The sequence below is a fragment of the Pseudomonas sp. PSE1(2024) genome, assembly GCF_050990555.1.
In the GTDB taxonomy this organism is placed as follows: Bacteria; Pseudomonadota; Gammaproteobacteria; order Pseudomonadales; family Pseudomonadaceae; genus Aquipseudomonas; species Aquipseudomonas aphyarum.
Window position 1 is genome coordinate 4,566,878 of record NZ_CP158967.1, and the last position, 22,460, is coordinate 4,589,337.

Consider the following 22,460-nt stretch of genomic DNA (forward strand, 5'->3'; position numbering starts at 1 on the left):
ACTGACTGAAGATGAGCCATCTTAACGCTCAGGAACTCTTCCATGTTTCCCAGCCTGTTTATCTCTCACGGCTCGCCCATGCTGGCGCTGGAGCCCGGCGCCAGCGGCCCGGCCCTGGCGCGGCTGGCGGCCGAACTGCCACGCCCGAAAGCCATCGTCATCGTTTCCGCCCATTGGGAAAGCCATGAGCTGCTGGTCAGCAGCCATGCGCAACCGGAAACCTGGCATGACTTCGGTGGCTTCCCCCGTGCGCTGTTTGAAGTTCAGTACCCGGCACCGGGCAATCCGCAACTGGCCCGCGAGGTTGCCGACCTGCTGACCGCCAACGACCTGCCCGCACGTCTCGATCCACAACGACCGTTCGATCACGGCGTGTGGGTTCCGCTCTCGCTGATGTACCCGCAAGCCGACATCCCGGTGGTCCAGGTTTCCCTGCCCAGCCGTGGCGGCCCGGCGTTGCAGAACCGCGTCGGTCAAGCGCTGGCCAGTCTGCGCGAACAGGGCATTCTGTTGATCGGCTCCGGCAGCATCACCCACAACCTGCGGGAACTGGACTGGCACGCCGGCCCGGAAAGCGTCGAGCCGTGGGCCCGGGATTTCCGCGACTGGATAGTCGACAAGCTCGCCGCCAACGACGGAGCCGCCCTGCACGATTACCGCCAGCAGGCACCGAACGCCGTACGCAGCCATCCCAGTGACGAGCACCTGTTGCCGCTGTACTTCGCCCGCGGCGCTGGCGGTGAATTCAGCATTGCGCATCAAGGTTTCACTATGGGCGCGCTGGGCATGGACATCTATCGCTTCGGCTGATGCCTAAATCGCAGGCAAAAAAAATCCCCGAACCAGTCGGGGATTTTTTATGTTCGATCAATCAGCCCAGAGGCGGATCAATCTTCGCGGTAGCGACGCAGTTTCAGCTGCTTACCGGCAACGCGAGTGTCCTTCAGCTTGGTCAGGAGTTTGTCCAGACCATCTTCCGGCAGCTCGACGAGGCTGAAGCTGTCACGCACCTGGATGCGACCGATGGCTTCACGTGCCAGACCACCTTCGTTGAGGATGGCGCCCAGCAGGTTTTTCGCCGCGATACCGTCACGCGCGCCCAGCGCGGTACGGCAACGGGCACGGCCTTCGCCCAATGGCATCGGAGCACGACGCTCGCGGTCACCACGGTCCGGACGATCACCGGAACGCTCAGGACGGTCGCCACGTGGCGCGCTGTTCGGCACCAGTGGACGTTCCTTCTCGATCGCTGCCAGGTTCAGCGCCTGACCATTGGTGGCCTTGCGCAGCAGTGCGGCAGCCAGGGCACGCGGGGTGCAACCGATGTCGGCGGTCAGGCGATCCAGCAGATCACCGTGAGTCGATTCGGCGTCAGCCACCAGTGGCGACAGGCTGTTGGTCAGTTTCTTGATGCGGGCATCGAGAACGGCCTGGGCATCCGGCAGACGCACTTCGGCAACTTTCTGACCGGTCACACGCTCGATTACCTGCAGCATGCGGCGCTCACGCGGAGTCACCAGCAGCAGCGCGCGGCCTTCGCGACCGGCACGGCCGGTACGGCCGATACGGTGCACGTAGGATTCCGGATCGTACGGCATGTCCACGTTGAACACGTGGGTGATGCGCGGAACGTCCAGACCACGGGCGGCTACGTCGGTCGCTACAACGATGTCCAGACGGCCATCTTTCAGCGAGTCGATGACGCGCTCACGCTGGTTCTGGGCGATGTCGCCGTTCAACGCTGCGGCTTTGTAGCCTTTGGCGTCGAGGGCGCTGGCCAGATCCAGGGTCGCTTGCTTGGTGCGCACGAACATGATCAGAGCGTCGAAATCTTCCACTTCCAGCAAGCTGAGAACGGCAGAAGTCTTCTGGTCAGCGTGAACCAACAGGTGAGCCTGTTCGATCGCGGTAACGGTCTGGGTCTTGCTCTGGATCTTCACGTGCTTTGGATCGCGCAGGTGACGCTCGGCGATGGCACGGATCGATTGCGGCAGGGTCGCCGAGAACAATACGGTCTGACGGGTTTCCGGCATGGCCTTGAAGATGACTTCGAGGTCGTCCATGAAGCCCAGTTTGAGCATTTCGTCTGCTTCGTCGAGAACCAGGTGGTTCACGGTCTGCAGTACTTTTTCGTCGCGACGCAGGTGGTCGCACAGACGGCCCGGAGTGGCGACAACGATCTGTGCGCCATTACGGATTGCTTTCAATTGTGGGCCCATCGGCGCGCCGCCGTAGACAGCCACAACAGTCACGCCCGGCATTTGCTTGGCGTAGGTTTCGAAAGCGGTTGCAACTTGCAGCGCCAACTCACGAGTTGGGGCCAGGATCAGAGCTTGCGGCTCGCGCTTGGACGGATCAATGCGGTGCAGGATAGGCAGGGCAAAGGCAGCGGTTTTACCGGTACCGGTTTGCGCCTGACCAATCATATCGTGACCGGCGAGGATGATCGGGATCGACTGCTGCTGAATGGCCGAAGGCTCTTCATAGCCGGTAGCGACTACTGCAGCGACAATATTGGGATGAAGTTCAAGAGCGGCGAAGCCGCCGATTTCCTGGGTCATGGGTCTGCCTCTAAGTGCATCCGCAAAGACCCATGCTCCAAAGCTGCACATGCCGTGTTGAGACTCAAGAGTCGCCCTGGCAGCTTTGTCGGCGGGGATTTGCGAAAACGAATGAATGAAAAAGAATCGTCAAGGAAGAGCCCGCAGTGCGGACGTGCAGCCGAAGCTGACTTCGGGGAATTGCGCTACCTAAACGCGGCCCGGTTAAAGGCCGGCGCGCACTATACCGGAATTTGCCCAAAAAGGGAGCTTTTTTTATCGGTGAAATACAGTTGTCACCGCCGTGTAACGGGGTTTTGCGGATAATCGGGCAAAGGTCTATTTTTCAAAGACCCCGGCCCTGCGGGCGATGGCGCTTAAACGATTCACCGACGTGCGGCATCTGGTCGCTGCACCCTTTCTTCCCCTGCGAGGAAACACCCATGAATCAGCCCTGCCCCGGCCGCGTGAGCCGTGCGCGTCACGGCCACGTGCATTTGATCGGCCTGGACCGCGCCGCCAAGCGCAATGCCTTCGACCTCGACCTGCTCAACGACCTGGCCCTGGCCTACGGCGAATTCGAGGCCGACAGTGACGCACGGGTGGCGGTGGTGTTCGGGCACGGCGAACATTTCACCGCCGGGCTCGATCTGGTCAATGCCAGTTCTGCCCTCGCCCATGGCTGGCAGGTACCGCCCGGTGGTTGCGATCCATGGGGCGTGTTCGTCGGGCCACGGGTCAGCAAACCGGTGATCGTGGCCGCGCAGGGTTATTGCCTGACCATCGGTATCGAATTGATGCTCGCTGCCGACATCAACCTGTGCGCCAGCAACACTCGTTTCGCGCAGATGGAAGTACAGCGCGGGATCTTTCCGTTCGGCGGTGCGACATTGCGCTTTCATCAGATCGCCGGCTGGGGCAACGCGATGCGCTGGCTGCTGACCGGTGACGAGTTCGATGCCCATGATGCGCTACGCTTGGGCCTGGTGCAGGAAGTCATGGCCAGCGAAGATCTGCTGCCGCGTGCCATCGAACTGGCCGAGCGCATCGCCCGGCAGGCGCCGCTTGGCGTGCAGGCGACGCTGATGTCGGCGCGTCAGGCGCGCTATGAAGGAGAAACTGCGGCGGCTAAGAGCTTGCCGCCACTGGTGAAGAAGTTGCTGGCCACTGAAGACGCCAAGGAAGGTGTGCGCTCGCTGGTGGAGCGCAGGCCTGGCGTTTTCAAAGGCCTTTGAAGATCAGGTCGCCGGACGGATGCAGTTGATCAACGCCTGCAACGAGTAACCCAGCTTCGGCGCCAGCGCTTCAGCCCGGGCGGTCAGCGCCTGCATGTCCAGCACCTGATCAAGATCCGCCGGTACGATCAGAATCACGTTGCCCTCCTTCACCGGCAGTTCCCAGTAATGCCGGTGATAGAGCCCGCGCAGCAGCGCCGCGCCCAAGGGTTTGCCGTCATCGGTGGCCCATTGGTTGATCACCAGCCAGCCGCCAGGATTCAGACGTTTCTGACAGTCACCGAGGAAATTCCACGCAAGGTGCCCGGCGCCGGGGCCGACATCGGTGTACAGGTCGACAAAAATCAGATCCGCAGGTTCTGCCGTCGGCAGCAATTCGAGGGCATCGCCGACGCGGATGTACAACCGTGGATCGTCATCCAGCCCGAGGTATTCGATGGCCAGACGCGGTACGTCGGGGCGCAGTTCGATGGCTTCGACATCTTCCAGCGGCAGGAACTTGAGGCAGGCCTGGGTCAGCGTTCCCGCGCCCAGCCCGAGGAACAGCGCACTCTCCGGTTGCTCATGGCACAACGCGCCGATCAGCATCGCCCGGGTGTAGTCGTACTCCAGCCAGCTCGGGTCGGCGGTAAACACGCAGCTTTGCTCGATGGCATCGCCGAACTCCAGAAAGCGGTAGTCGGCCACTTCCAGCACGCGAATCACGCCGAACTCATCCTGTACCTCGGCGAGCAACAGCTCGACGCGCTCCTCAGTCATTTCGTCTCCTGGTGGTCACCGGGCGCGGTGACGCGATGGCACCGCTGTGGTGCCGTGGCAAAGCGGCGATTGTCGGCGAAGCGGCGGGAGCAGGTCACGCACTAATTGCTGCTAACATGGCCGTCCGTGCGTAGAACCTTAGAGACCGTGATGAGCCAACCCTGGAGCCCTGACAGCTGGCGCGCCCTGCCGATCCAGCAACAACCCCAATACCCCGACGCTGCGCATCTGCGCCAGGTCGAGCAGACGCTGGCCAGCTATCCGCCGCTGGTGTTTGCCGGCGAAGCGCGCGAGCTGCGTCGTCAGTTTGCCGAAGTCACCCAGGGCCGGGCGTTCCTGCTGCAGGGCGGCGATTGCGCGGAAAGCTTCGCCGAGTTCTCTGCCGCAAAGATTCGCGACACCTTTAAAGTGTTGCTGCAAATGGCGATCGTCATGACCTTCGCCGCCGGTTGCCCGGTGGTCAAGGTCGGGCGCATGGCCGGCCAGTTCGCCAAGCCGCGCTCGGCCAACGACGAGACCATCGACGGCGTGACCCTGCCGGCCTACCGGGGCGACATCGTCAACGGCATTGGTTTCGACTCGGCCAGCCGCGTGCCGGATCCGGAGCGTCTGCTGCAGTCCTATCACCAGTCCACCGCCACCCTCAACCTGCTGCGCGCCTTCGCCCAGGGCGGTTTTGCCGACCTGCATCAGGTGCACAAGTGGAACCTCGATTTCATCGCCAACTCGGCGCTGGCGGAGAAGTACAGCCACCTCGCCGACCGCATCGATGAAACCCTGGCCTTCATGCGCGCCTGCGGCATGGACAGCTCGCCGCAACTGCGCGAGACCAGTTTCTTCACGGCCCACGAAGCGCTGCTGCTGAACTACGAAGAAGCCTTCGTGCGCCGCGACAGCCTGACCAACGATTACTACGATTGCTCGGCGCACATGCTGTGGATCGGCGACCGCACCCGTCAGCTCGACGGCGCCCACGTTGAGTTCCTGCGCGGGGTGAACAACCCGATCGGGGTGAAAGTCGGCCCGAGCATGAACCCCGACGACCTGATCCGCCTGATCGACGTGCTCAACCCGGACAACGATCCGGGCCGTCTGAACCTGATCGCGCGGATGGGCGCGAACAAGGTCGGTGATCACCTGCCGGCGCTGATCCGTGCGGTGCAGCGCGAAGGCAAGCAGGTGCTGTGGAGCTCCGACCCGATGCACGGCAACACCATCAAGGCCAGCAGCGGCTACAAGACCCGCGACTTCGCGCAGATTCTTGGCGAGGTGAAGCAGTTCTTCCAGGTTCACGAAGCGGAGGGCAGCTACGCCGGCGGGATCCACATCGAGATGACCGGGCAGAACGTCACCGAATGCATCGGTGGCGCGCGGCCGATCACTGAAGATGGCTTGTCGGATCGCTATCACACCCACTGCGATCCACGGATGAATGCCGATCAGTCGCTGGAGCTTGCATTCTTGATTGCTGAAACACTGAAGCAGGTTCGCCGTTAAACCGCATCGTCCCTATCGCTAGCAGGCTAGCTCCCACTTGATTTTGTGTACGGCACAGATTCAATGTGGGAGCCAGCCTGCTGGCGATGAGGCCAGTTCAGTCAACGCCGAACTGGGCCAGCGCCATCCGCAACCTCCCTGCACTTTCCCGCTGACAATTAAGCTGCACCTGCTCAAGCCCCAACCAGTCCGCCATGCGCCGCAGGTTCAGCGCCAGCGCCAACATCCCCGCGTCATCCAGTCCGGTTTCCTCCTCATGCACCGCATGCACTGCCAGGCGCCCCGCCGCTCGTTCGGCGCGCAGGTCAACCCGCGCGGCAATCCGTTCGTTGTGCAGGAACGGCAGCACGTAATAGCCGTAAACGCGTTTATCCTGCGGCGTATAAATCTCCAGCCGATAGCGGAAATCGAACAGTCGCTCGGTCCGGCTGCGTTCCCAGATCAGTGAGTCGAACGGCGACAGCAATGCACTGGCCTCGACCTTGCGCGGGATTTTCGGCTCGGGCAGGCAATAAGCAATCTGGCGCCAACCGGCGACTTCGCAGGTCAGCAGTTGTCCGTCCTCGACCAGTTCGGCCAGACGCGGGCGGGCATCGGAAGGATTCAGTCGGAAATAATCACGCAGGTCTTTTTCCGTGCCGACACCCAGCGCCTGCGCTGCATGCAGCAGCAAACCGCGCTGCGCCTCGGCCTCGTCGGGCAATGGCTGTTGCAGCACGGAAGCCGGAATCACCCGTTCCGGCAAGTCATACAAACGCTCGAAGCCACGCCGTCCGGCGACGGTGACTTCGCCGGCGGCGAACAGCCATTCCAGTGCGTGCTTTTCCGCGCTCCAGTCCCACCAAGGCCCGGCCTTTTCCTCGCGGGTCGACAGGCTGCCAGCGCCCAATGCGCCCTGCTCTTCGACCGACGCCAGCACCCGGCGAATGGTGTCCTGTTGCTCCCGGCCGAACCGCGCCAGTTGCTGATAGATGTCCTCACCGCGCCTGGCCCGCTGCATGCGCCAGCCCATCAGCGGGTACATCGACAGCGGCAGCAACGACGCCTCATGGCCCCAGTATTCGAACAGCGAACGACGTCGCCCCGAACTCCAGGCAGCCTGGTCGAGCAAGTCAGCAGAATAGGAACCGAGACGGGAAAACAGCGGCAGGTAGTGCGAGCGCACCACGGCGTTGACGGAGTCGATCTGCAACAGGCCGAGACGTTCGATCAGCCGGTTGACGTGCATCGCCTTGACAGCCGGCGGCTGGCGCCCGTGAAACCCTTGGGCAGCCAGTGCCAGACGTCGAGCCTGTTTAAGGGAAAAGGACAATGTCGCGGGCATGTGTACCTCCATGTCTGCTCGCAACCTACCTCACTACAAAGGGGTTTGTGTAGCGATGGCCTCATCATTTATGCATCGGATCGTCCCAGAACGGCCGAATCGCTTCGTGCTCGACATCGGCACGGCTGACCCCGATGTCCTTCAACGCTTCGTCGCTCAGACTGGCAAGCAACTCGCGTTCGCGGTGAAGTTCGTACCAGCGGCTAAACTTGTGCAGCAGATCGGAAATCAGATGGACCGGCACTCTTTCATCGCTCACATACAGTTTTTGACCTTTCATCGTGTTGCCCTCCTTTAGGGATGGCTCAAGTCTCGCGCCGGGGCTACGATCAATCCAACGAATGTTTCTGATGGCATGCATCACGGAGATTCATCAATTGTCGGCTTACCCGAGTATCGATACCGATGTCCTGCGCACCTTTGTCGCGATTGCCGATCAGGGCGGTTTCACCCGCGCCGGCGAAATGGTCAACCGCACCCAATCGGCGGTGAGCATGCAGATGAAGCGTCTGGAAGAGGACGTGTTGCAGCGCCAGTTGTTCGAGCGCGACGGGCGTCAGGTGCGCCTGACCGCCGAAGGCCAGGTACTGCTCGGTTACGCGCGGCGCATCCTGAAATTGCACAGTGAAGTGTTCAACACCCTGCGCGAGCCGCACATGGTCGGCACGGTGCGGATCGGTACGCCGGACGATTACGTGATGCGGTTTCTGCCGGGAATCCTGTCGCGCTTCGCCCAGTTCTATCCGCTGATCCAGATCGAAGTGCACTGCGAGTCGACCAAGCAGTTGCTGCAACGCACGGATCTCGATCTGTCGATCGTCACCCGCGAGCCGGGCAACGAGATTGGCCAGTTGCTGCGCAAGGAGCGCTTCGTCTGGGCCGAGGCGCAGAATTTCAGCGCCCACGAGCAGACGCCGCTGCCACTGGCAATGTTCAACAGTGATTGCTTCTGCCGCCTGTGGGCCTGCAATGCGCTGGACGCGATGGGCCGCGAATACCGGATCGCCTACAACAGCACCAGCCTGTCGGCGTTGATGGCGGTGGTGAGCGCGGGTCTGGCGATCACCGCACAACTGGAAAGCCTGATCACCCCGGACCTGCGGATTCTCGGCGCCGCCGAGGATCTGCCACTATTGCCCGAGGCCAGCATCATGCTGATCCGCAATCTCAACAATCCGTCGCCGATCACTGAATGCCTGGCCGAGCACATCGTCGAAGGCTTCAAACTTTAAAGGCGAGCATCACCGCGCACAGTACCAGGAACCCGCAGAACAGCCCGCGCAGGAGTTTTTCCGGCATCGCGTGGGCCACTTTCACGCCCCAGCTGATGCTGGCCAGACCGCCGATGGCCAGCGGCAGGCCGATCATCCAGTCCACTTCGTGGTGCACCGCGTACGTCACCAGCGTGACGCCGGTACTCGGCAGCGCCAATGCCAGCGACAGCCCCTGAGCGACCACCTGAGTGGTGCCGAACAGACTGGTCAGCACCGGCGTCGCCACCACCGCCCCGCCGACACCGAACAAGCCGCCCATGGTGCCCGACGCCGCGCCGAGCACGCCCAGCCACGGCCACGAATAACGCATCTCGGAAGTCGCTGCCGGACGCGCGCCAAACATGCGCACCAGGTTGTAGGCCGACAACGCCACGAGGAACGCGACAAACCCGATGCGCATGGTTTGCGCGTCGATGCCCACGGCCCAGATCGAGCCGATCCACGCGAAACAGAATCCCATCACCGCCAGCGGCAATGCATGCCGGAGTTCGATGCGGTTGCGCTGGTGATAACGCCACAGCGCCAGCATCACGTTCGGCACCACCATCACCAGCGCCGTGCCTTGGGCTATCTGCTGATCGAGCCCGAACCACACGCCCAGCAGCGGAATGGCGATCAGCCCGCCACCAATGCCGAATATCCCACCTAATGTGCCAAGGGCGGCGCCAAACAACAGGTACAGCAAAAACTCGATCACAGCAGAATTCCTCATACGTCAGGCGACTCATCCTACGCAGTCGGCGCTGGCACGGAAACGCACAGCAACGCACAATGGCTGTGCCAAATCCGCATAGGCACTGAGCTGATTCATGAATCCCAACCAATTGACCGACCAACTCGGGCTGTTTCTCGATGTGCTGGAGAGCGGCAGTTTCTCTGCGGCTTCACGCCGACATCCGCTGACGCCCTCCGCCGTTGCCCGACGCATCGACAGTCTGGAAAGCGCTGTCGGCAGCCAGTTGTTCATACGCAGCACTCACGCGGTGCGCGCCACGCCGGCCGGTCTGGCGTTTGCCGAACGGGCGCGACGGATCGTGGCCGAGTTGCAGTTGGCCCGGGCTGAAGCGGTGTCCTTGAGTAGCGCGCCGGAGGGTCTGATTCGGGTGGATGCGCCGGCAGCATTCGGGCGCCGGCATCTGGCGCCGGTGATTGCCGATTTTCTGGTGCTGTATCCGGGGCTCGATGTGCAACTGCATCTGATCGACAGCTTCGTCGATATGGACGGTTCGAACCTGGGCAAGGTCGATCTGGTGTTGCGCGCCGGGCAAATGGCCGACACCCGGCTGGTGGCCACACCGCTGGCGCGCATGGTGCGCATCGCCTGCGCCAGCCCCGATTATCTCAAGCGCCGGGGTGTGCCGAGCGAGCCAGCGCAATTAAGTGAACATGACGGTCTGGATTGGGATGGCCTCGCCCCGCCCTTCGCCTGGCGTTTCGAACAGGACGGGCAGATGCAATTGCACCGCCCGGCGCGGGTACGCATGAGCGCGAACAATGCTGAGGCGCTGGTTTGCGGTGCGCTCGCAGGACTCGGGATCGCGCATCTGCCGACCTGGCTGGCGAGCGAATACTTGTTACGCGGCGAATTGCTGCCGCTGTTCTGTGAAAACGGCCTGCCGAAACCGGAAAGCACCGGCATCTATGCTTTGCGACTGGAGCAACAGGCCAGTTCCCGCAGCCGCCTGCTTCTGGAATACCTCAAGACCCGGTTCAGCCCCGTGCCGCCGTGGGATCTGGCCCTGCAACGGGAACTGGGCCGGCACTGACCGACTCGCCACCGGGCACAATTGTCTGGCGCATTAAAGATTCGAGCGCTAGATTCATCTGCATCACCGTTCAAGGCACCGACATGACCACCACCCGCGACACCACCGATCACTGCGAAGACCTGCTGCTCGACAATCAGGCCTGCTTCGCCCTGCATTCCACTTCGCTGATGATGACCAAGGTCTACAAGCCACTGTTGCAAGCGCTTGGCCTGACGTATCCGCAATACCTGGCGATGATGGTGCTGTGGGAGAAGGATGGTTTGACCGTCGGAGAAATCAGCACGCGTCTGCTGACCGATCCGGGCTCGCTGACCCCGCTGCTCAAGCGGCTGGAAGGTGAAGGTTTGCTCAGCCGAACCCGCAGCCGCGAGGATGAGCGGGTGGTGATCGTCGAATTGACCGAACAGGGCCGCGCCTTGGAAGACAAGGCCCGAACCGTTCCGCAATGCATCCTCGGTGCCAGTGGCTTCACGCTGGAGCGCCTGCAAAATCTGCAAGCCGAGTTGCAGGCCTTGCGCGGTCATTTGCAGGACAGCCTCGCTTAAGACTCCCCCTTCCCTGTGGGCGCAGCCTTGCGCCTGCGGGCGTATCGCCCGTTCGCTGCTAATCCCCGCAAAAAAATTTCCTCTCGTTTTTTCCTTAAAAAAACCTTCTATATCAAAAACTTGGGTTCACAGCTCGTCCTGATCCAAATGCCGATTACCGACTTCTTCAAAAATTTATCTTGCGCGCTAAATATTAGCGAAGTACATTTACCTCGCACCTAGTTAGCGCGCAAACAATTAGCGCAACATACACACTTAATGAGGCTCACATCATGCAAACTCTCTACACCGCAATCGCAACCTCCACTGGCGGCCGTGACGGTCGTGCGATCTCCAGCGACAACATCCTCGACGTCAAACTCGCCACTCCGAAAGAACTCGGCGGTGCCGGCGGCGCAGCCACCAACCCTGAGCAACTGTTCGCCGCCGGATACTCGGCCTGCTTCATCGGCGCCCTGAAATTCGTCGCCAGCCAGACCAAACGCAAAATCCCGGACGACGCCTCGATCACCGCTCACGTCGGCATCGGCCAGATTCCTGGCGGCTTCGGTCTGGACATCGACCTGCATATCAGCCTGCCGGGCCTGGAACAGGCTGACGCACAAAGCCTGGTCGACGCTGCCCACCAGGTCTGCCCGTACTCCAACGCCACTCGCGGCAACGTCGATGTGCGTCTGCACGTCACCGTGTAATCACTGACACTCAGGCCCGTACAGGAAATAAACATGAACACTTTCAGCAAAGTCTTGACCGGTACCCTTCTCGCCCTGTCCATCCACAGCGCATTTGCCGGGGAGGTTGAACACAACACCCAGGCGTTCCTCGATGTGCTGAATGCCGGCACCGGCAAACCGATGGAACAGCTGACACCCAAGGATGCCCGCGCCGTGCTGACGGGCGCACAGTCCGGGGTCAAACTGACGCTGCCCAAAGCAGACGTCAGCGAGAAGACTATCCAGGTCGATGGCCAACCGTTGAGCCTGACCATCGTCCGGCCGGCCGGGGTCAAGGGCGAGCTGCCGGTGTTCATGTTCTTCCACGGCGGCGGCTGGGTGCTGGGGGATTTCCCGACCCACGAGCGTCTGGTGCGGGATCTGGTGGTTGGCTCGGGGGCGGCGGCGGTGTTCGTCAACTACACCCCTTCGCCGGAAGCGCATTATCCGGTAGCGATCAACCAGGCTTACGCCGCGACCAAATGGGTGGCCGAACACGGCAAAGAGATCAACGTCGACGGCAAGCGTCTGGCGGTGGCGGGCAACAGCGTCGGCGGCAACATGGCGGCGGTCGTCGCCTTGATGGCCAAAGACAAAGGCACCCCGGCGATCAAATTCCAGGTGCTGCTGTGGCCGGTGACCGATGCCAGTTTCGACACCGGTTCGTATAACCAGTACGCCGAGGGGCACTTCCTCACCCGCAATATGATGAAGTGGTTCTGGGACAACTACACCACCGACGCCAACCAGCGGAACGAGATCTACGCCTCGCCGCTGCGGGCCACGACCGCGCAATTGAAAGGTCTGCCGCCAGCGCTGGTGCAGACCGCCGGGGCCGACGTGCTGCGTGACGAAGGTGAAGCCTACGCCCGCAAACTCGACGAAGCCGGCGTGCCGGTGACCTCGGTGCGCTACAACGGCATGATCCACGACTACGGTTTGCTCAACGTGGTCAGCCAGGTGCCGGCAGTGCGCTCGGCGATGCTGCAGGCCTCGGAAGAACTGAAGCAGCACCTGAAGAAGTAATTTTCATCAGGCACAAAAAAGCCCGACTCAATGGTCGGGCTTTTTCTTTCCGCAAAAAGCAGTGCTTATTTGGCACGGCCTTTGTAGGAACCGCCTTCGCGGGTATCGATCTCGATCATGTCGCCGATTTCGATGAAGTCAGCAACCGACAGCTCGGTACCGTTCTTCAGTTTGGCAGGCTTCATCACCTTGCCGGAAGTGTCACCGCGAGCGGAACCTTCGGTGTAGTCAACCTGACGCACGATGGTGGTCGGCAGCTCTACGGAAACCAGACGGCCTTCGAAGAATACGGCTTCGCAAACGTCGGTCATGCCTTCTTCCACGAATGGCAGAACGCTTTCGATGTCTTCGGCGTTCAGCTCGTACATGGTGTAGTCGGTGGTGTCCATGAACGTGTAGGAGTCACCGCTGATGAAGGACAGGGTCGCTTCTTTGCGATCCAGGATCACGTCGTCCAGCTTGTCGTCCGCACCGTAAACGGTTTCGGTCTTGTAACCGGTCAGCAGGTTCTTCAGCTTGGTCTTCATGATCGCGCTGTTACGGCCCGACTTGGTGAATTCAGCTTTCTGAACCAGCCAAGGATCGTTGTCGATACGGATCACGGTACCGGGTTTGAGTTCTTTACCAGTTTTCATTGCGAATATCCGAATTTGGATGGGATTTACAAAAATCTAGGCCGCGTATCATATCCAATTTCGGTAAAACTGTACCAGCGCCGTCGCAAGATCCGCCTGCAAGGCCTGTTCCAGACACCACGCGCGGGCATTTTCCTGCAGTTCGGGCCAGTGTTTGCGGGCTTCAAGCCAGTGGTCGCCGATAGGCTGCCCGGCACTCCAGGCACGCCATAGACCGTTCATCGCCTCGACGGCAGCCGGCGAAAGACGTTTTGTGTAGAGCGCAAGGAAGGCGTCGAGCTTGTCGAGATGGATGTCTTCGTCCTGCTGATAGATGTGCCACAGCATCGGCCGCCCCGCCCATTGCGCCCGGACAAACGAATCCTCGCCGCGCACCGCGTTGAAATCGCAGCACCAGAGCAATTGATCGTATTGATCCTGCCGGACGAACGGCAGCACCTGCACGGTCAGCGACTGACGAACATGCGTCCCCCCGACCGTCAGCGACTCGACCCCTAGCCAACGGGCGACATCGCCGAGAATCCGCCCTTCCGGCACCAGCAGATGAGTGGGCGTCGAGTCAGCGGCCAGCACATCCAGCCAGCTGCCGAGCCCGGCATTCTCATAGGCAAACAACGAGATCAGTTGCGCATCGGGTGAAGGAACGATCCCCAGACCGTGCAGGAATTGTCGCTGCGCCTCGGGATCCTGCTGAAACTGCTGACGCCGCTCCAGCAAACCGCTTTCACGCAACAGGCCGCCGGTGCCCGGCTGGAACCCCGGAAAGAAAAAGTACTTCTGCACCGACTTGTACTTCACCGAAGGCAAACCGTGGCAACCGACCACCCAGTCTTCAGCGCTGAGGTAGTCGAGGTTCATCCACAACGGCGGCTTTTCCCGTGCCGCCATGGCGTCCATGTAGACGCTCGGCAACTGGCAGGCAAACGCGGCGATCACCACGTCGGCCGCCTCCGCCTCCTGCCACTCGGCCGGCCAGTGCCGGACTTCGACGCCCTGCTGCCATTGCTGATCGAGGCCGATGTCGATTTCGGGGCAGATGCGTTCGAAGGCGCGCAGGTCATCGACCCACAGCCGCACCGTCATTGCCTGCTCGCTGACCAGTTGCCGGGCCAGACGCCAAGTCACGCCGATGTCGCCGTAGTTATCGACGACCGTACAAAAAATGTCCCAGCGGGTGTTCAGTGGCGGCATTCAAGGCTCCCGTTGGCAAAAGCGCCGATTGTCCGCATAAATGTCTCCATGCAGAAGAGCCGACGGCAATTAATCTTCGTGCGACAATCGCCACTCGCCCGCATTCATCCGCCAGGAGGCAGCCATGCCCTATCGTCCCAACCCGCGTCGCCCCTTGCCTGTTCAGCTTAGCGCGCTGCAATTGACCGGCAGCATTGCCCTGGGTCTGTGGCTGGGTTTCCTGGCCATTGCGCTGACGTGCTGGCTCGCTTCACGCTTTTTCTTCAATGAACAACTGGCGCCGGTTGCCCAGGCCGTACAGCAACTGGCCAATCCACCCGCCGTCCGAGTGGTGCCGGACATTCCGCCGCAGAGCCCGTTGTTCGAGCAGTACGAAGAAAACCTGCGCAAGAACGAGCAACAGGCACGTCTGGATCAGGCGCGTGGCAGCACACGTAATCTGTCGAACCCCAAATGCCAGTTCTGGCTGCAACAGGATCAGACGGCCCCGAGCGAAAAGAGCCGCGCCAACGTCCTGCAATTCTGCGATTGATCATGAATAAACAGACGGTTCACCAACTGATTCTCGACAAGCTGCGCGTCGATCTCGACATCGCCGAACGCGCGGCGCAAACCGCTTACGAAACCGCGACCCACGAAGAGAACATCGCCGAAAACAAGTACGACACGCTGGGTCTTGAGGCGTCGTATCTGGCGGCGGGCCAGGCGAAACGGGTCGAGGAAATTCGTCAGTCACTGGCGCTGTGCCAAAACCTGACGCTGCGCGCGTATGACGATCAGCGAGGGATTGAAATCGGCGCCCTGCTCGGTCTGGAAGACGAAAAGGGTCGTGAACAATGGCTGTTTCTGGCGCCGGATGCGGCAGGCCTGAAGGTCGACGTGGTGGGTCAGCCGATTACCGTCATCACCCCGCGCTCGCCGCTGGGCAAAAGCCTGCTGGGCAAATTCGAGGGTGACGAGGTGGAGATTCTGGTGGCGGGCACCCGGCAACAGTTTGCTGTCACCGAGGTGCTGTAGACAGGGGCTTAGTGAACCGGCAGTTCGACGCCTTCGAACAGTTCTTCCAGTTCCTGCTTGTTGTGGCACTGAATGGCCTTGGCCATGACTTCGCGGGTCAGGTGCGGCGCGAACTTCTCGATGAAGTCGCACATGAAGCCGCGCAGGAAGGTGCCGCGACGGAAACCGATCTTGGTCACGCTGGACTCGAACAGTTCGCTGGCATCGAGCACCACCAGATCGTTATCCAGTTTGGTGTCGACCGCCATTTTCGCCACGATGCCGACACCCAGGCCCAGACGCACGTAGGTTTTGATCACGTCGGCGTCGGCCGCGGTGAACACCACTTTCGGCGTCAGGCCGCGATGGCTGAAGGCTTCGTCGAGTTTCGAACGACCGGTGAAACCGAACACGTAAGTCACGATCGGGTATTCGGCCAGCGCTTCGAGGGTCAGCTTCGGCAGCTTGGTCAGCGGGTGGCCCTGAGGCACGACCACGCAACGGTTCCAGCGGTAGCACGGCATCATCACCAGATCGCCGAACAGCTCCAGCGCTTCGGTGGCGATGGCGAAATCGACGGTGCCGTCAGCAGCCATTTCGGCGATCTGCATCGGCGAACCCTGGTGCATGTGCAGCGCCACGTCCGGGTATTGCTTGATGAAGTTGCTGATCACCGGCGGCAGTGCATAACGTGCCTGGGTGTGGGTGGTGGCGATCGACAGGGTGCCTTTCTTCTCGTTGGAGAATTCCTGGGCGATCTGCTTGATGCTTTCGACCTTGCGCAGAATCTCACCGGCGGTGGTGATGATGCGCTCGCCGGCCGGAGTGACGCGGGTCAGGTGCTTGCCGCTGCGGGCGAACACTTCGACGCCCAGTTCGTCTTCCAGCAGGCGGATCTGTTTACTGATGCCCGGTTGCGAGGTGTAGAGGCTTTGGGCTGTAGCGGAAACGTTGAGGTCGTGGTGCGCCACTTCCCAGATGTAGCGCAATTGTTGAAGCTTCATATGAATCCCTCAAAGCAGGTAGACGCCACGGGCATCAGCGACGGTATATAACTATATTAATGGTTTGAAGAATAAATCTAGAACTTTTTTATCAAAGTGCCATTATTCCTGCTTCAGCGATCCTCCCGACGCCGACGCTCCACCAGCGGCACCAGATAAACCGGCACCTTGGACAATTGCAGCAGCCGGGCTGCCGTTCGCCCCAAAGGTGTTTCCGCCCCGACCCCGTGGCTGTGACTTCCTACGATCAGCAAATCGACAGAGAGTTTCTGTACCTGATCGAGAATCACCTGTGACGGATCGCCCTGCAGCACCCGCACCGCGCGTATCCGCTGCAGGTCCTGCTCGCCCTCGTCCCCCAGCTCTTCACGAAAACTGTCGAGCACCCGCTGCTCGATATTGGCGATGACGGTTTTCAGACCCTGACTGTGAAATTCGTTCAACGCCTGTTCGTCGAGATAGCTCTGTAAAACCGATTCGGCAAACAGCCCCATGGGTTCCACCGCGTGCACCACGTACAGATCGGCATTGAACGTTCGCGCCATTGCCAAGGCATGCTGCATCACTAACGGTGCGTACAGACCGAGGTCAGTGGCATACAGCATCGAACGAATCATATGACCTCCTCGCGTGCCAACATGGCGGAGATTTGATTCAGCTTAGCAGTGCCTTGGCGAGTACGACGTGCGACGCAACGTCTTGAACCACGTGGGCTTTAGACCGCCGGTTCGTTGCTGATGCCGTGGGGCACGTGGCCGGTCGCCACGACTTCCCGGGCCAGTTCGCAGTGGCCGGCCTGATCGTCGAAAAACACGTCGGCGGCGAAGGCTTCGAGGAACGCCGATTTGGTCAGGCCACCGAGAAACAGCGATTCGTCCAGACGAATGTCCCACTCGCGCAAGGTGCGGATCACCCGCTCGTGGGCCGGCGCCGAACGCGCGGTGACCAGGGCAGTGCGGATCGGGCACTCCTCGTCGGAGAACTCGCGCTGCAACAGATTGAGCGCCGCGAGAAAGCCTTTGAACGGCCCGCCACGCAACGGTTCGCGCGCGGATTCACGCTCCTTGGCCTGGAAGGCTTCGAGGCCACCGGATTGATAGACACGCTCCGATTCGTCGGAGAACAGCACCGCATCACCGTCGAAGGCGATGCGCAATTCATCGCTGGCCGCACGGCTGGCGCCGCCGGACAGAATGGTCGCCGCCGCGAAACCGGCATCCAGTGCAGCGCGCACGTCTTCTGCGTGGGTGGAGAGAAACAGATCGCAACCAAAGGCCTTCAGATACGGATAAGGACTGCGACCGCCGACGAACGCCGCGCGGGAGATCGCCAGGCCGTAATGACCAATGGAGTTGAAAACGCGCAGGCCGGTGTCGGCACTGTTGCGCGACACCAGAATCACCTCGACCCGGGCGCGGCCGAGGCGACTGTTCAGGTTGAGCAGTTTTTCCACCAGCGGAAAGGCATCGCCCGGCGCGAGGATTTCGTCTTCGTGATCGATCTGATATTGCCGGTAGGCTTCGACGCCACTCGACTCATACACCTTGTGGCTTTCGCTCAGGTCGAACAGGGCACGGGACGAAATCGCCAGCACCAGTTTGTCATCGATGTTCTTGGCCATGCCTTTCCCCCAGTGCGACCGGTTTAAACGTTACGCCGGTCGATAAAGCTCAATGTGCGATACAACGATTCGATTCGCGGCAACTCGCAGCCTGCCGCTTTTGCCGCCGCCAAAGGACGAGCGTAGATCGCCTCCAGCTCCAGCGGTCGCTTGTGCAAAAAGTCGTGGTACATGCTCGGCCAATAGTCGGGCATTTTCTCGGTCATCATGAACAGGTATTCAGCGTAACCGGGCGGCATGTCGTGACCGCAGGCCTTGGCGCCCTGCACCACTTCGGCCATCAGTGCCTGAATCAATGCGCGGCTGTCGGTATCGGCCATCAACGGCGTGGTGCTGGCACCGAGCAACACCGAAAGGCCGTTGTAGGGAATGTTCCACACCAGTTTCTGCCAGCGCGCCTGATGCAGGTTCGGCATCGCTTGGGAGTCGAGACCGGCGGCGCGGAACAGGCCGGCGCCCTCCTCGACGATCGCCATGCGCGCCGCGTCATCCGGTGCCGGGCCGCTGTGATACCCGACGTTCACCGCCCCCAACGCCTGGTGGGTGATCTGCCCCGGCCCTTCGCGGTGGACGCAGATCAGGCACAAACCGCCCAGCAAGTGCAGGGAGTCGGGCAGCAACGCCCGCAAGCTGTCTTCGACGTCGAGGCCGTTTTGCAGCACCAGAACTTTCGCGTCGGGCTTCGCCGCCTGAATGATCGAAGGCGCCAGCCCGGCATTGCTGGTGGTCTTGGCGCCGACCAGCAGCCAGTCGCAGGGCGGCATGTCTTCAGCTGACGAATAGGCCTGCACCGGATTCAGCGTCAATGTGCCATGCACGGCACTGTCCACCTGCAAGCCGCGCTCGGCGACCGCGGAAAACTCACTGCGCAACAGAAAGTGCACATCGAACCCGGCCCGGGCCAGCATCACCCCGTAGAACCCTCCGATGGCGCCGGTGCCGATAATCCCCACCACCGGTTTGTTCACTGCTCCCATCACGGCAACTCCTCTGCAATTCGACCCAGCGCCTGCGCCACGGCTGCGTTCAGCTCATCGACATTCAGGCGCGTGTGCACTGCCCCAAAGAACTCGCCGTCGCGCACCACAAACAGCGCCGGCAAATGAAAGACCTGATAACGCTCGACCAGTCCGCCGTTGTCGCCGGCATCGATCCAGCACACGCGATCGACGGCGAGATCGAGCCCCGGCAACACTTCGCGGGCATAGCGGCAACTGGCGCAGCCGACGCTGGTGAAGATCACCAGTGAAACGCCGTTCATCGCCAGCAGCCGTTGGTCGGCGTCAAAATCGGTCAGCTGCGATTCGACCACTATACTGGGGGAAACAATGTCAAATGGCCGACACAGGGAGTCTGTGCTCATGGGACGGTTTATTCCTCATCCGGATGATGTGCCCGTTGAATTGACCCTGCTCACACCGGAGTGTATTTCGCGTCAACGGCTGCACACTATCAGCCTCGGCGGCATCGCTTGCAATTACCACCGTGCCTGGCGCCATGGCACCGCGCTGCAAGTGCGCATGCCGACCATCAATGCCGATTTCACCTATCCGGGCTATGTGGCCTGGTGCCTGCGTCGTAAAAAAGGTTATCTGGTGGGCATTGCGTTCACGGATGAGCAGACGCTGTTCAGCGCGCGAATGGGTGAGCAGGTGTGTCAGATCGAGCGCTATTGCCGAATCAACGATGCCCACGATGACCTGCAGGATATCCAGGCGCGAGCCCTGCAATGGGTCGAGCAGCACGCCGAAGAGTTCTCCCACGACAGCGTTCGCAAGGCTTTTGCGTAACCAGAGCTGGACTGAACAGTTACTTGCCCATTGTCTAGCAGGCGTCTAACGCGATAAGGTTCGGCTCCCCGACGCGCTTAAATCCGCTGTGCTCCGCCGCGCGGGGATCGCTGGCGGCCGGCACCCGTGACCTGACGAGTAAACGATGGCTGATTTACCGATCAACGACCTGAACGTCGCTTCCAACGAGACCCTGATCACTCCCGATCAGCTCAAGCGTGATATTCCTCTGAGCGACGCTGCCCTGCGCACCGTCACCAAGGGTCGCGAGGTCATCCGCAACATTCTCGATGGCACCGACCATCGTCTGTTCGTGGTGATCGGCCCCTGCTCGATCCACGACATCAAGGCTGCCCACGAATATGCCGATCGCCTGAAAGTGCTGGCGGCAGAAGTCTCGGACACCCTGTATCTGGTCATGCGCGTGTATTTCGAAAAGCCACGGACCACCGTCGGCTGGAAAGGCCTGATCAACGACCCGTACCTGGATGACTCGTTCAAGATCCAGGACGGTCTGCACATCGGTCGCCAGTTGCTGCTGGACCTGGCCGAGAAAGGCCTGCCGACCGCGACCGAAGCCCTCGACCCGATCTCCCCGCAGTACTTGCAGGACCTGATCAGCTGGTCGGCGATCGGCGCCCGCACCACCGAATCCCAGACCCACCGCGAAATGGCTTCCGGCCTGTCCTCGGCGGTCGGCTTCAAGAACGGCACCGACGGCGGCCTGACCGTGGCGATCAACGCCTTGCAGTCGGTTTCCAGCCCGCACCGTTTCCTGGGCATCAACCAGGAAGGTGGCGTGTCGATCGTCACCACCAAAGGCAACGCCTACGGTCACGTGGTACTGCGCGGTGGCAACGGCAAGCCGAACTACGATTCGGTCAGCGTCGCCCTGTGCGAGCAGGCGCTGAACAAGGCCAAGATCAAGCCGAACATCATGGTCGATTGCAGCCACGCCAACTCCAACAAGGATCCGGCCCTGCAACCGCTGGTGATGGAGAACGTCGCCAACCAGATCCTCGAAGGCAACCAGTCGATCATCGGCCTGATGGTCGAAAGTCACCTGAACTGGGGCTGCCAGGCGATCCCGAAAGACCTCGCCGACCTGCAATACGGCGTGTCGATCACCGATGCCTGCATCGACTGGTCCGCTACCGAAAACACCTTGCGCAGCATGCACGCCAAGCTCAAGGATGTCCTGCCGAAACGTCAGCGCGGCTGACAGCCGTTTCGCAGGCATAAAAAAACGCCGGGCATTGCCCGGCGTTTTTGTGTGTGCGGTGTGAGGTCAGTCAGATCTTGGCGGTGCGCCGCTGATGACGCTCCATGTAACGCTCCACGTAGGAGCACGATGGAATGACCGTGTAGCCCATTTCATCAGCGTACTGCAACGCCCGCTCGGTCAGGGCTGCCGCGATGCCTCGGCCACGCAAGGCGTTGGGCACGAAGGTGCGGTAGATATCCAGGGTCTGTTTCCCCAGATCCATATAGGTCAGGTAGGCACGATGACCGTCCACATTGGTCTCGAACTGATGACCAGCCTGGTCATGGTGGATGGACAACGCCTCGCTCATCACTACTCCTCGCGGGTCTCGAATTCTGACCCCTACCTTACCGATGTTTTCCCGGCGAAGGAACATCTACGCCACCCCGTGCCTGATGGACACCGAGAAGAACTGCACCGATCTCGCGCAACCCGAGCACGTATCAAATAGTAGGCACCATTGGCGAAAATGCTCAAGGTACGCTCGTCATCATGCAGATTGACGGGGCAGTTCCGGTGGACTCAGGGCCGGTTCGGGAGACAATCTTCCCGAGCCGAAAGGCTGAACATCGCCGGATGTTGAGACTTAAGACGAGCCCCCTGTTTTAAAGTCACCTCAACATGGACAAAGATATGCGAGGCGCTGCGCAAATTCGCAACAAAAGTGTGGACGAATCCATATAGACAGACTTTAGCCACTACCTGCAAAACAACCCGCGGCAACGGGAACTTTTTCTCATTAACTCGCTCATCTCGCGGCTTACAGCTGGATATTTTTTATACAACGCAGTTAAAAGTTGCTCGAAAAAGAATCAACGCCTACAATTTTTTTTGCTTCTTGCCTCACGTCAGTTTACTTACTACAAGTAATGGGTAGTATGTACGCCGGCTATTTCCTCAATCGGAGGAGACAGCCACTTAATTGAAAGTCCTTGAAGGGGAACACGATGAACAACGTTCTGAAATTCTCTGCTCTGGCTCTGGCCGCAGTTCTGGCTACCGGTTGCAGCAGCGCATCGAAAGAAACCGAAGCACGTCTGACCGCTACTGAAGACGCAGCTGCTCGCTCCCAGGCTCGTGCAGACGAAGCTTACCGTAAAGCTGATGAAGCTCTGGCTGCTGCTCAAAAAGCACAACAGACTGCTGACGAAGCTAACGAGCGTGCTCTGCGCATGCTGGAAAAAGCTAGCCGCAAGTAATAGTCCTTCGGGATTGTTATCAAGCCGACCCATTTTTTGGGTCGGCTTTTTTGTGCCTGCGGTTTTCTGCGGGCAATA

26 protein-coding genes are annotated in these 22,460 nt (G+C 60.7%); 13 read left to right on the plus strand and 13 right to left on the minus strand.

The window, feature by feature from the left end; translation table 11 throughout:
• Positions 1 to 42 precede the first annotated feature (42 nt).
• Complete coding sequence (locus ABTV87_RS20660) at positions 43 to 810, plus strand: DODA-type extradiol aromatic ring-opening family dioxygenase (RefSeq protein ID WP_085607142.1); 768 nt, start codon at positions 43 to 45, stop codon at positions 808 to 810.
• 77 nt (positions 811 to 887) lie between these two features.
• Here ABTV87_RS20660 and ABTV87_RS20665 read toward each other — a convergent pair whose 3' ends face one another.
• Entirely contained in the window at positions 888 to 2,561 is a 1,674-nt protein-coding gene (locus ABTV87_RS20665) for a DEAD/DEAH box helicase (protein ID WP_007955707.1), read from the minus strand.
• Between the two features lie 422 nt (positions 2,562 to 2,983).
• Between ABTV87_RS20665 and ABTV87_RS20670 the strand changes: the two genes are divergently transcribed.
• On the plus strand, positions 2,984 to 3,775 hold the full coding sequence (locus ABTV87_RS20670) for a crotonase/enoyl-CoA hydratase family protein (protein WP_433898278.1): 792 nt from the start codon (positions 2,984 to 2,986) through the stop codon (positions 3,773 to 3,775).
• A gap of 3 nt (positions 3,776 to 3,778) precedes the next feature.
• Here the strand turns inward: ABTV87_RS20670 and ABTV87_RS20675 are convergent, their stop codons facing one another.
• Entirely contained in the window at positions 3,779 to 4,534 is a 756-nt protein-coding gene (locus ABTV87_RS20675; RefSeq protein WP_375747643.1) for a spermidine synthase, read from the minus strand.
• Positions 4,535 to 4,684: 150 nt separating this feature from the next.
• Between ABTV87_RS20675 and ABTV87_RS20680 the strand changes: the two genes are divergently transcribed.
• Positions 4,685 to 6,031, plus strand: coding sequence for a class II 3-deoxy-7-phosphoheptulonate synthase (locus tag ABTV87_RS20680; RefSeq protein ID WP_064383296.1), 1,347 nt, complete (start codon positions 4,685 to 4,687; stop codon positions 6,029 to 6,031).
• Between the two features lie 97 nt (positions 6,032 to 6,128).
• Here the strand turns inward: ABTV87_RS20680 and ABTV87_RS20685 are convergent, their stop codons facing one another.
• Both ABTV87_RS20685 and ABTV87_RS20690 read right to left on the minus strand, forming a co-directional pair.
• Entirely contained in the window at positions 6,129 to 7,355 is a 1,227-nt protein-coding gene (locus tag ABTV87_RS20685; RefSeq protein ID WP_433898279.1) for a winged helix-turn-helix domain-containing protein, read from the minus strand.
• 64 nt (positions 7,356 to 7,419) lie between these two features.
• Positions 7,420 to 7,635, minus strand: coding sequence for a DUF1127 domain-containing protein (locus ABTV87_RS20690; RefSeq protein WP_085607148.1), 216 nt, complete (start codon positions 7,633 to 7,635; stop codon positions 7,420 to 7,422).
• A gap of 97 nt (positions 7,636 to 7,732) precedes the next feature.
• Here ABTV87_RS20690 and ABTV87_RS20695 point away from each other — a divergent pair, with 97 nt between their 5' ends.
• Complete coding sequence (locus ABTV87_RS20695) at positions 7,733 to 8,587, plus strand: LysR substrate-binding domain-containing protein (protein ID WP_007955701.1); 855 nt, start codon at positions 7,733 to 7,735, stop codon at positions 8,585 to 8,587.
• Here ABTV87_RS20695 and ABTV87_RS20700 read toward each other — a convergent pair.
• Positions 8,577 to 9,326, minus strand: coding sequence for a sulfite exporter TauE/SafE family protein (locus tag ABTV87_RS20700; protein ID WP_085744971.1), 750 nt, complete (start codon positions 9,324 to 9,326; stop codon positions 8,577 to 8,579). The genes ABTV87_RS20695 and ABTV87_RS20700 overlap by 11 nt on opposite strands.
• A 112-nt stretch (positions 9,327 to 9,438) precedes the next feature.
• On the opposite strand from ABTV87_RS20700, the gene ABTV87_RS20705 reads away from it, so the two are divergent.
• The 4 genes from ABTV87_RS20705 to ABTV87_RS20720 all read left to right on the plus strand — a co-directional run bounded on the left by ABTV87_RS20705 (position 9,439) and on the right by ABTV87_RS20720 (position 12,682).
• Positions 9,439 to 10,395 carry a LysR family transcriptional regulator gene (locus tag ABTV87_RS20705; RefSeq protein WP_433898280.1) on the plus strand — a complete coding sequence of 319 codons (957 nt, stop codon included), beginning with the start codon at positions 9,439 to 9,441 and terminating at the stop codon, positions 10,393 to 10,395.
• An 83-nt stretch (positions 10,396 to 10,478) separates the two neighbouring features.
• A complete protein-coding gene (locus tag ABTV87_RS20710) occupies positions 10,479 to 10,943 on the plus strand; it encodes a MarR family winged helix-turn-helix transcriptional regulator (RefSeq protein WP_085607154.1) in 465 nt (154 codons plus the stop codon).
• 272 nt (positions 10,944 to 11,215) lie between these two features.
• The gene (locus tag ABTV87_RS20715) at positions 11,216 to 11,635 is read left to right on the plus strand and encodes an organic hydroperoxide resistance protein (protein WP_034155242.1); all 420 of its coding nucleotides are present in this window, start codon (positions 11,216 to 11,218) and stop codon (positions 11,633 to 11,635) included.
• Between the two features lie 33 nt (positions 11,636 to 11,668).
• Positions 11,669 to 12,682: an alpha/beta hydrolase gene (locus tag ABTV87_RS20720; protein ID WP_433898281.1), complete on the plus strand. Its 1,014-nt coding sequence runs from the start codon at positions 11,669 to 11,671 to the stop codon at positions 12,680 to 12,682.
• A 65-nt stretch (positions 12,683 to 12,747) separates the two neighbouring features.
• Here ABTV87_RS20720 and ABTV87_RS20725 read toward each other — a convergent pair whose 3' ends face one another.
• Together ABTV87_RS20725 and earP are read right to left on the minus strand one after the other, a co-directional pair.
• Positions 12,748 to 13,317 carry an elongation factor P gene (locus tag ABTV87_RS20725; protein ID WP_007955690.1) on the minus strand — a complete coding sequence of 190 codons (570 nt, stop codon included), beginning with the start codon at positions 13,315 to 13,317 and terminating at the stop codon, positions 12,748 to 12,750.
• Positions 13,318 to 13,365: 48 nt separating this feature from the next.
• Complete coding sequence (earP, locus tag ABTV87_RS20730) at positions 13,366 to 14,508, minus strand: elongation factor P maturation arginine rhamnosyltransferase EarP (protein WP_433898282.1); 1,143 nt, start codon at positions 14,506 to 14,508, stop codon at positions 13,366 to 13,368.
• Positions 14,509 to 14,632: 124 nt separating this feature from the next.
• Between earP and ABTV87_RS20735 the strand changes: the two genes are divergently transcribed.
• Both ABTV87_RS20735 and ABTV87_RS20740 read left to right on the plus strand, forming a co-directional pair.
• Complete coding sequence (locus ABTV87_RS20735) at positions 14,633 to 15,040, plus strand: hypothetical protein (protein WP_007955686.1); 408 nt, start codon at positions 14,633 to 14,635, stop codon at positions 15,038 to 15,040.
• A 2-nt stretch (positions 15,041 to 15,042) separates the two neighbouring features.
• A complete protein-coding gene (locus ABTV87_RS20740) occupies positions 15,043 to 15,525 on the plus strand; it encodes a GreA/GreB family elongation factor (RefSeq protein WP_074687988.1) in 483 nt (160 codons plus the stop codon).
• A gap of 8 nt (positions 15,526 to 15,533) precedes the next feature.
• On the opposite strand, the gene cysB is transcribed toward ABTV87_RS20740, so the two are convergent.
• The 5 genes from cysB to ABTV87_RS20765 form a co-directional block, all read right to left on the minus strand.
• Positions 15,534 to 16,508 carry an HTH-type transcriptional regulator CysB gene (gene cysB, locus ABTV87_RS20745; protein ID WP_007955684.1) on the minus strand — a complete coding sequence of 325 codons (975 nt, stop codon included), beginning with the start codon at positions 16,506 to 16,508 and terminating at the stop codon, positions 15,534 to 15,536.
• Between the two features lie 113 nt (positions 16,509 to 16,621).
• Complete coding sequence (locus ABTV87_RS20750) at positions 16,622 to 17,125, minus strand: universal stress protein (RefSeq protein ID WP_007955683.1); 504 nt, start codon at positions 17,123 to 17,125, stop codon at positions 16,622 to 16,624.
• A 98-nt stretch (positions 17,126 to 17,223) separates the two neighbouring features.
• The gene (locus tag ABTV87_RS20755; RefSeq protein ID WP_007955682.1) at positions 17,224 to 18,129 is read right to left on the minus strand and encodes a 5'-nucleotidase; all 906 of its coding nucleotides are present in this window, start codon (positions 18,127 to 18,129) and stop codon (positions 17,224 to 17,226) included.
• Between the two features lie 23 nt (positions 18,130 to 18,152).
• Positions 18,153 to 19,109 (minus strand): putative 2-dehydropantoate 2-reductase, encoded by a 957-nt coding sequence (locus ABTV87_RS20760; RefSeq protein WP_433898283.1) that lies wholly within the window; start codon positions 19,107 to 19,109, stop codon positions 18,153 to 18,155.
• Positions 19,106 to 19,492: a thioredoxin family protein gene (locus ABTV87_RS20765; protein ID WP_085744977.1), complete on the minus strand. Its 387-nt coding sequence runs from the start codon at positions 19,490 to 19,492 to the stop codon at positions 19,106 to 19,108. The genes ABTV87_RS20760 and ABTV87_RS20765 overlap by 4 nt, the downstream gene beginning before the upstream one ends.
• Here ABTV87_RS20765 and ABTV87_RS20770 point away from each other — a divergent pair.
• Both ABTV87_RS20770 and ABTV87_RS20775 read left to right on the plus strand, forming a co-directional pair.
• A complete protein-coding gene (locus ABTV87_RS20770) occupies positions 19,491 to 19,919 on the plus strand; it encodes a PilZ domain-containing protein (RefSeq protein ID WP_085607164.1) in 429 nt (142 codons plus the stop codon). The two genes, ABTV87_RS20765 and ABTV87_RS20770, sit on opposite strands and share 2 nt — an antisense overlap.
• 145 nt (positions 19,920 to 20,064) lie before the next feature.
• On the plus strand, positions 20,065 to 21,141 hold the full coding sequence (locus ABTV87_RS20775; protein WP_011335309.1) for a 3-deoxy-7-phosphoheptulonate synthase: 1,077 nt from the start codon (positions 20,065 to 20,067) through the stop codon (positions 21,139 to 21,141).
• A 70-nt stretch (positions 21,142 to 21,211) separates the two neighbouring features.
• On the opposite strand, the gene ABTV87_RS20780 is transcribed toward ABTV87_RS20775, so the two are convergent.
• Positions 21,212 to 21,493: a GNAT family N-acetyltransferase gene (locus tag ABTV87_RS20780; protein ID WP_007955658.1), complete on the minus strand. Its 282-nt coding sequence runs from the start codon at positions 21,491 to 21,493 to the stop codon at positions 21,212 to 21,214.
• 637 nt (positions 21,494 to 22,130) lie between these two features.
• Here ABTV87_RS20780 and oprI point away from each other — a divergent pair.
• Positions 22,131 to 22,382: an outer membrane lipoprotei OprI gene (gene oprI, locus ABTV87_RS20785; RefSeq protein WP_003183784.1), complete on the plus strand. Its 252-nt coding sequence runs from the start codon at positions 22,131 to 22,133 to the stop codon at positions 22,380 to 22,382.
• The last annotated feature ends 78 nt before the right edge of the window (positions 22,383 to 22,460 follow it).

Coding starts and splice junctions, on each gene's coding strand:
- ABTV87_RS20660 (WP_085607142.1), top strand. CDS start 43: ATGTTTCCCAGCCTGTTTATCTCTCACGGCTCGCCCATGCTGGCGCTG.
- ABTV87_RS20665 (WP_007955707.1), bottom strand. CDS start 2,561: ATGACCCAGGAAATCGGCGGCTTCGCCGCTCTTGAACTTCATCCCAAT.
- ABTV87_RS20670 (WP_433898278.1), top strand. CDS start 2,984: ATGAATCAGCCCTGCCCCGGCCGCGTGAGCCGTGCGCGTCACGGCCAC.
- ABTV87_RS20675 (WP_375747643.1), bottom strand. CDS start 4,534: ATGACTGAGGAGCGCGTCGAGCTGTTGCTCGCCGAGGTACAGGATGAG.
- ABTV87_RS20680 (WP_064383296.1), top strand. CDS start 4,685: ATGAGCCAACCCTGGAGCCCTGACAGCTGGCGCGCCCTGCCGATCCAG.
- ABTV87_RS20685 (WP_433898279.1), bottom strand. CDS start 7,355: ATGCCCGCGACATTGTCCTTTTCCCTTAAACAGGCTCGACGTCTGGCA.
- ABTV87_RS20690 (WP_085607148.1), bottom strand. CDS start 7,635: ATGAAAGGTCAAAAACTGTATGTGAGCGATGAAAGAGTGCCGGTCCAT.
- ABTV87_RS20705 (WP_433898280.1), top strand. CDS start 9,439: ATGAATCCCAACCAATTGACCGACCAACTCGGGCTGTTTCTCGATGTG.
- ABTV87_RS20710 (WP_085607154.1), top strand. CDS start 10,479: ATGACCACCACCCGCGACACCACCGATCACTGCGAAGACCTGCTGCTC.
- ABTV87_RS20715 (WP_034155242.1), top strand. CDS start 11,216: ATGCAAACTCTCTACACCGCAATCGCAACCTCCACTGGCGGCCGTGAC.
- ABTV87_RS20720 (WP_433898281.1), top strand. CDS start 11,669: ATGAACACTTTCAGCAAAGTCTTGACCGGTACCCTTCTCGCCCTGTCC.
- ABTV87_RS20725 (WP_007955690.1), bottom strand. CDS start 13,317: ATGAAAACTGGTAAAGAACTCAAACCCGGTACCGTGATCCGTATCGAC.
- earP (WP_433898282.1), bottom strand. CDS start 14,508: ATGCCGCCACTGAACACCCGCTGGGACATTTTTTGTACGGTCGTCGAT.
- ABTV87_RS20735 (WP_007955686.1), top strand. CDS start 14,633: ATGCCCTATCGTCCCAACCCGCGTCGCCCCTTGCCTGTTCAGCTTAGC.
- ABTV87_RS20740 (WP_074687988.1), top strand. CDS start 15,043: ATGAATAAACAGACGGTTCACCAACTGATTCTCGACAAGCTGCGCGTC.
- cysB (WP_007955684.1), bottom strand. CDS start 16,508: ATGAAGCTTCAACAATTGCGCTACATCTGGGAAGTGGCGCACCACGAC.
- ABTV87_RS20750 (WP_007955683.1), bottom strand. CDS start 17,125: ATGATTCGTTCGATGCTGTATGCCACTGACCTCGGTCTGTACGCACCG.
- ABTV87_RS20755 (WP_007955682.1), bottom strand. CDS start 18,129: ATGGCCAAGAACATCGATGACAAACTGGTGCTGGCGATTTCGTCCCGT.
- ABTV87_RS20770 (WP_085607164.1), top strand. CDS start 19,491: ATGGGACGGTTTATTCCTCATCCGGATGATGTGCCCGTTGAATTGACC.
- ABTV87_RS20765 (WP_085744977.1), bottom strand. CDS start 19,492: ATGAGCACAGACTCCCTGTGTCGGCCATTTGACATTGTTTCCCCCAGT.
- ABTV87_RS20775 (WP_011335309.1), top strand. CDS start 20,065: ATGGCTGATTTACCGATCAACGACCTGAACGTCGCTTCCAACGAGACC.
- ABTV87_RS20780 (WP_007955658.1), bottom strand. CDS start 21,493: ATGAGCGAGGCGTTGTCCATCCACCATGACCAGGCTGGTCATCAGTTC.
- oprI (WP_003183784.1), top strand. CDS start 22,131: ATGAACAACGTTCTGAAATTCTCTGCTCTGGCTCTGGCCGCAGTTCTG.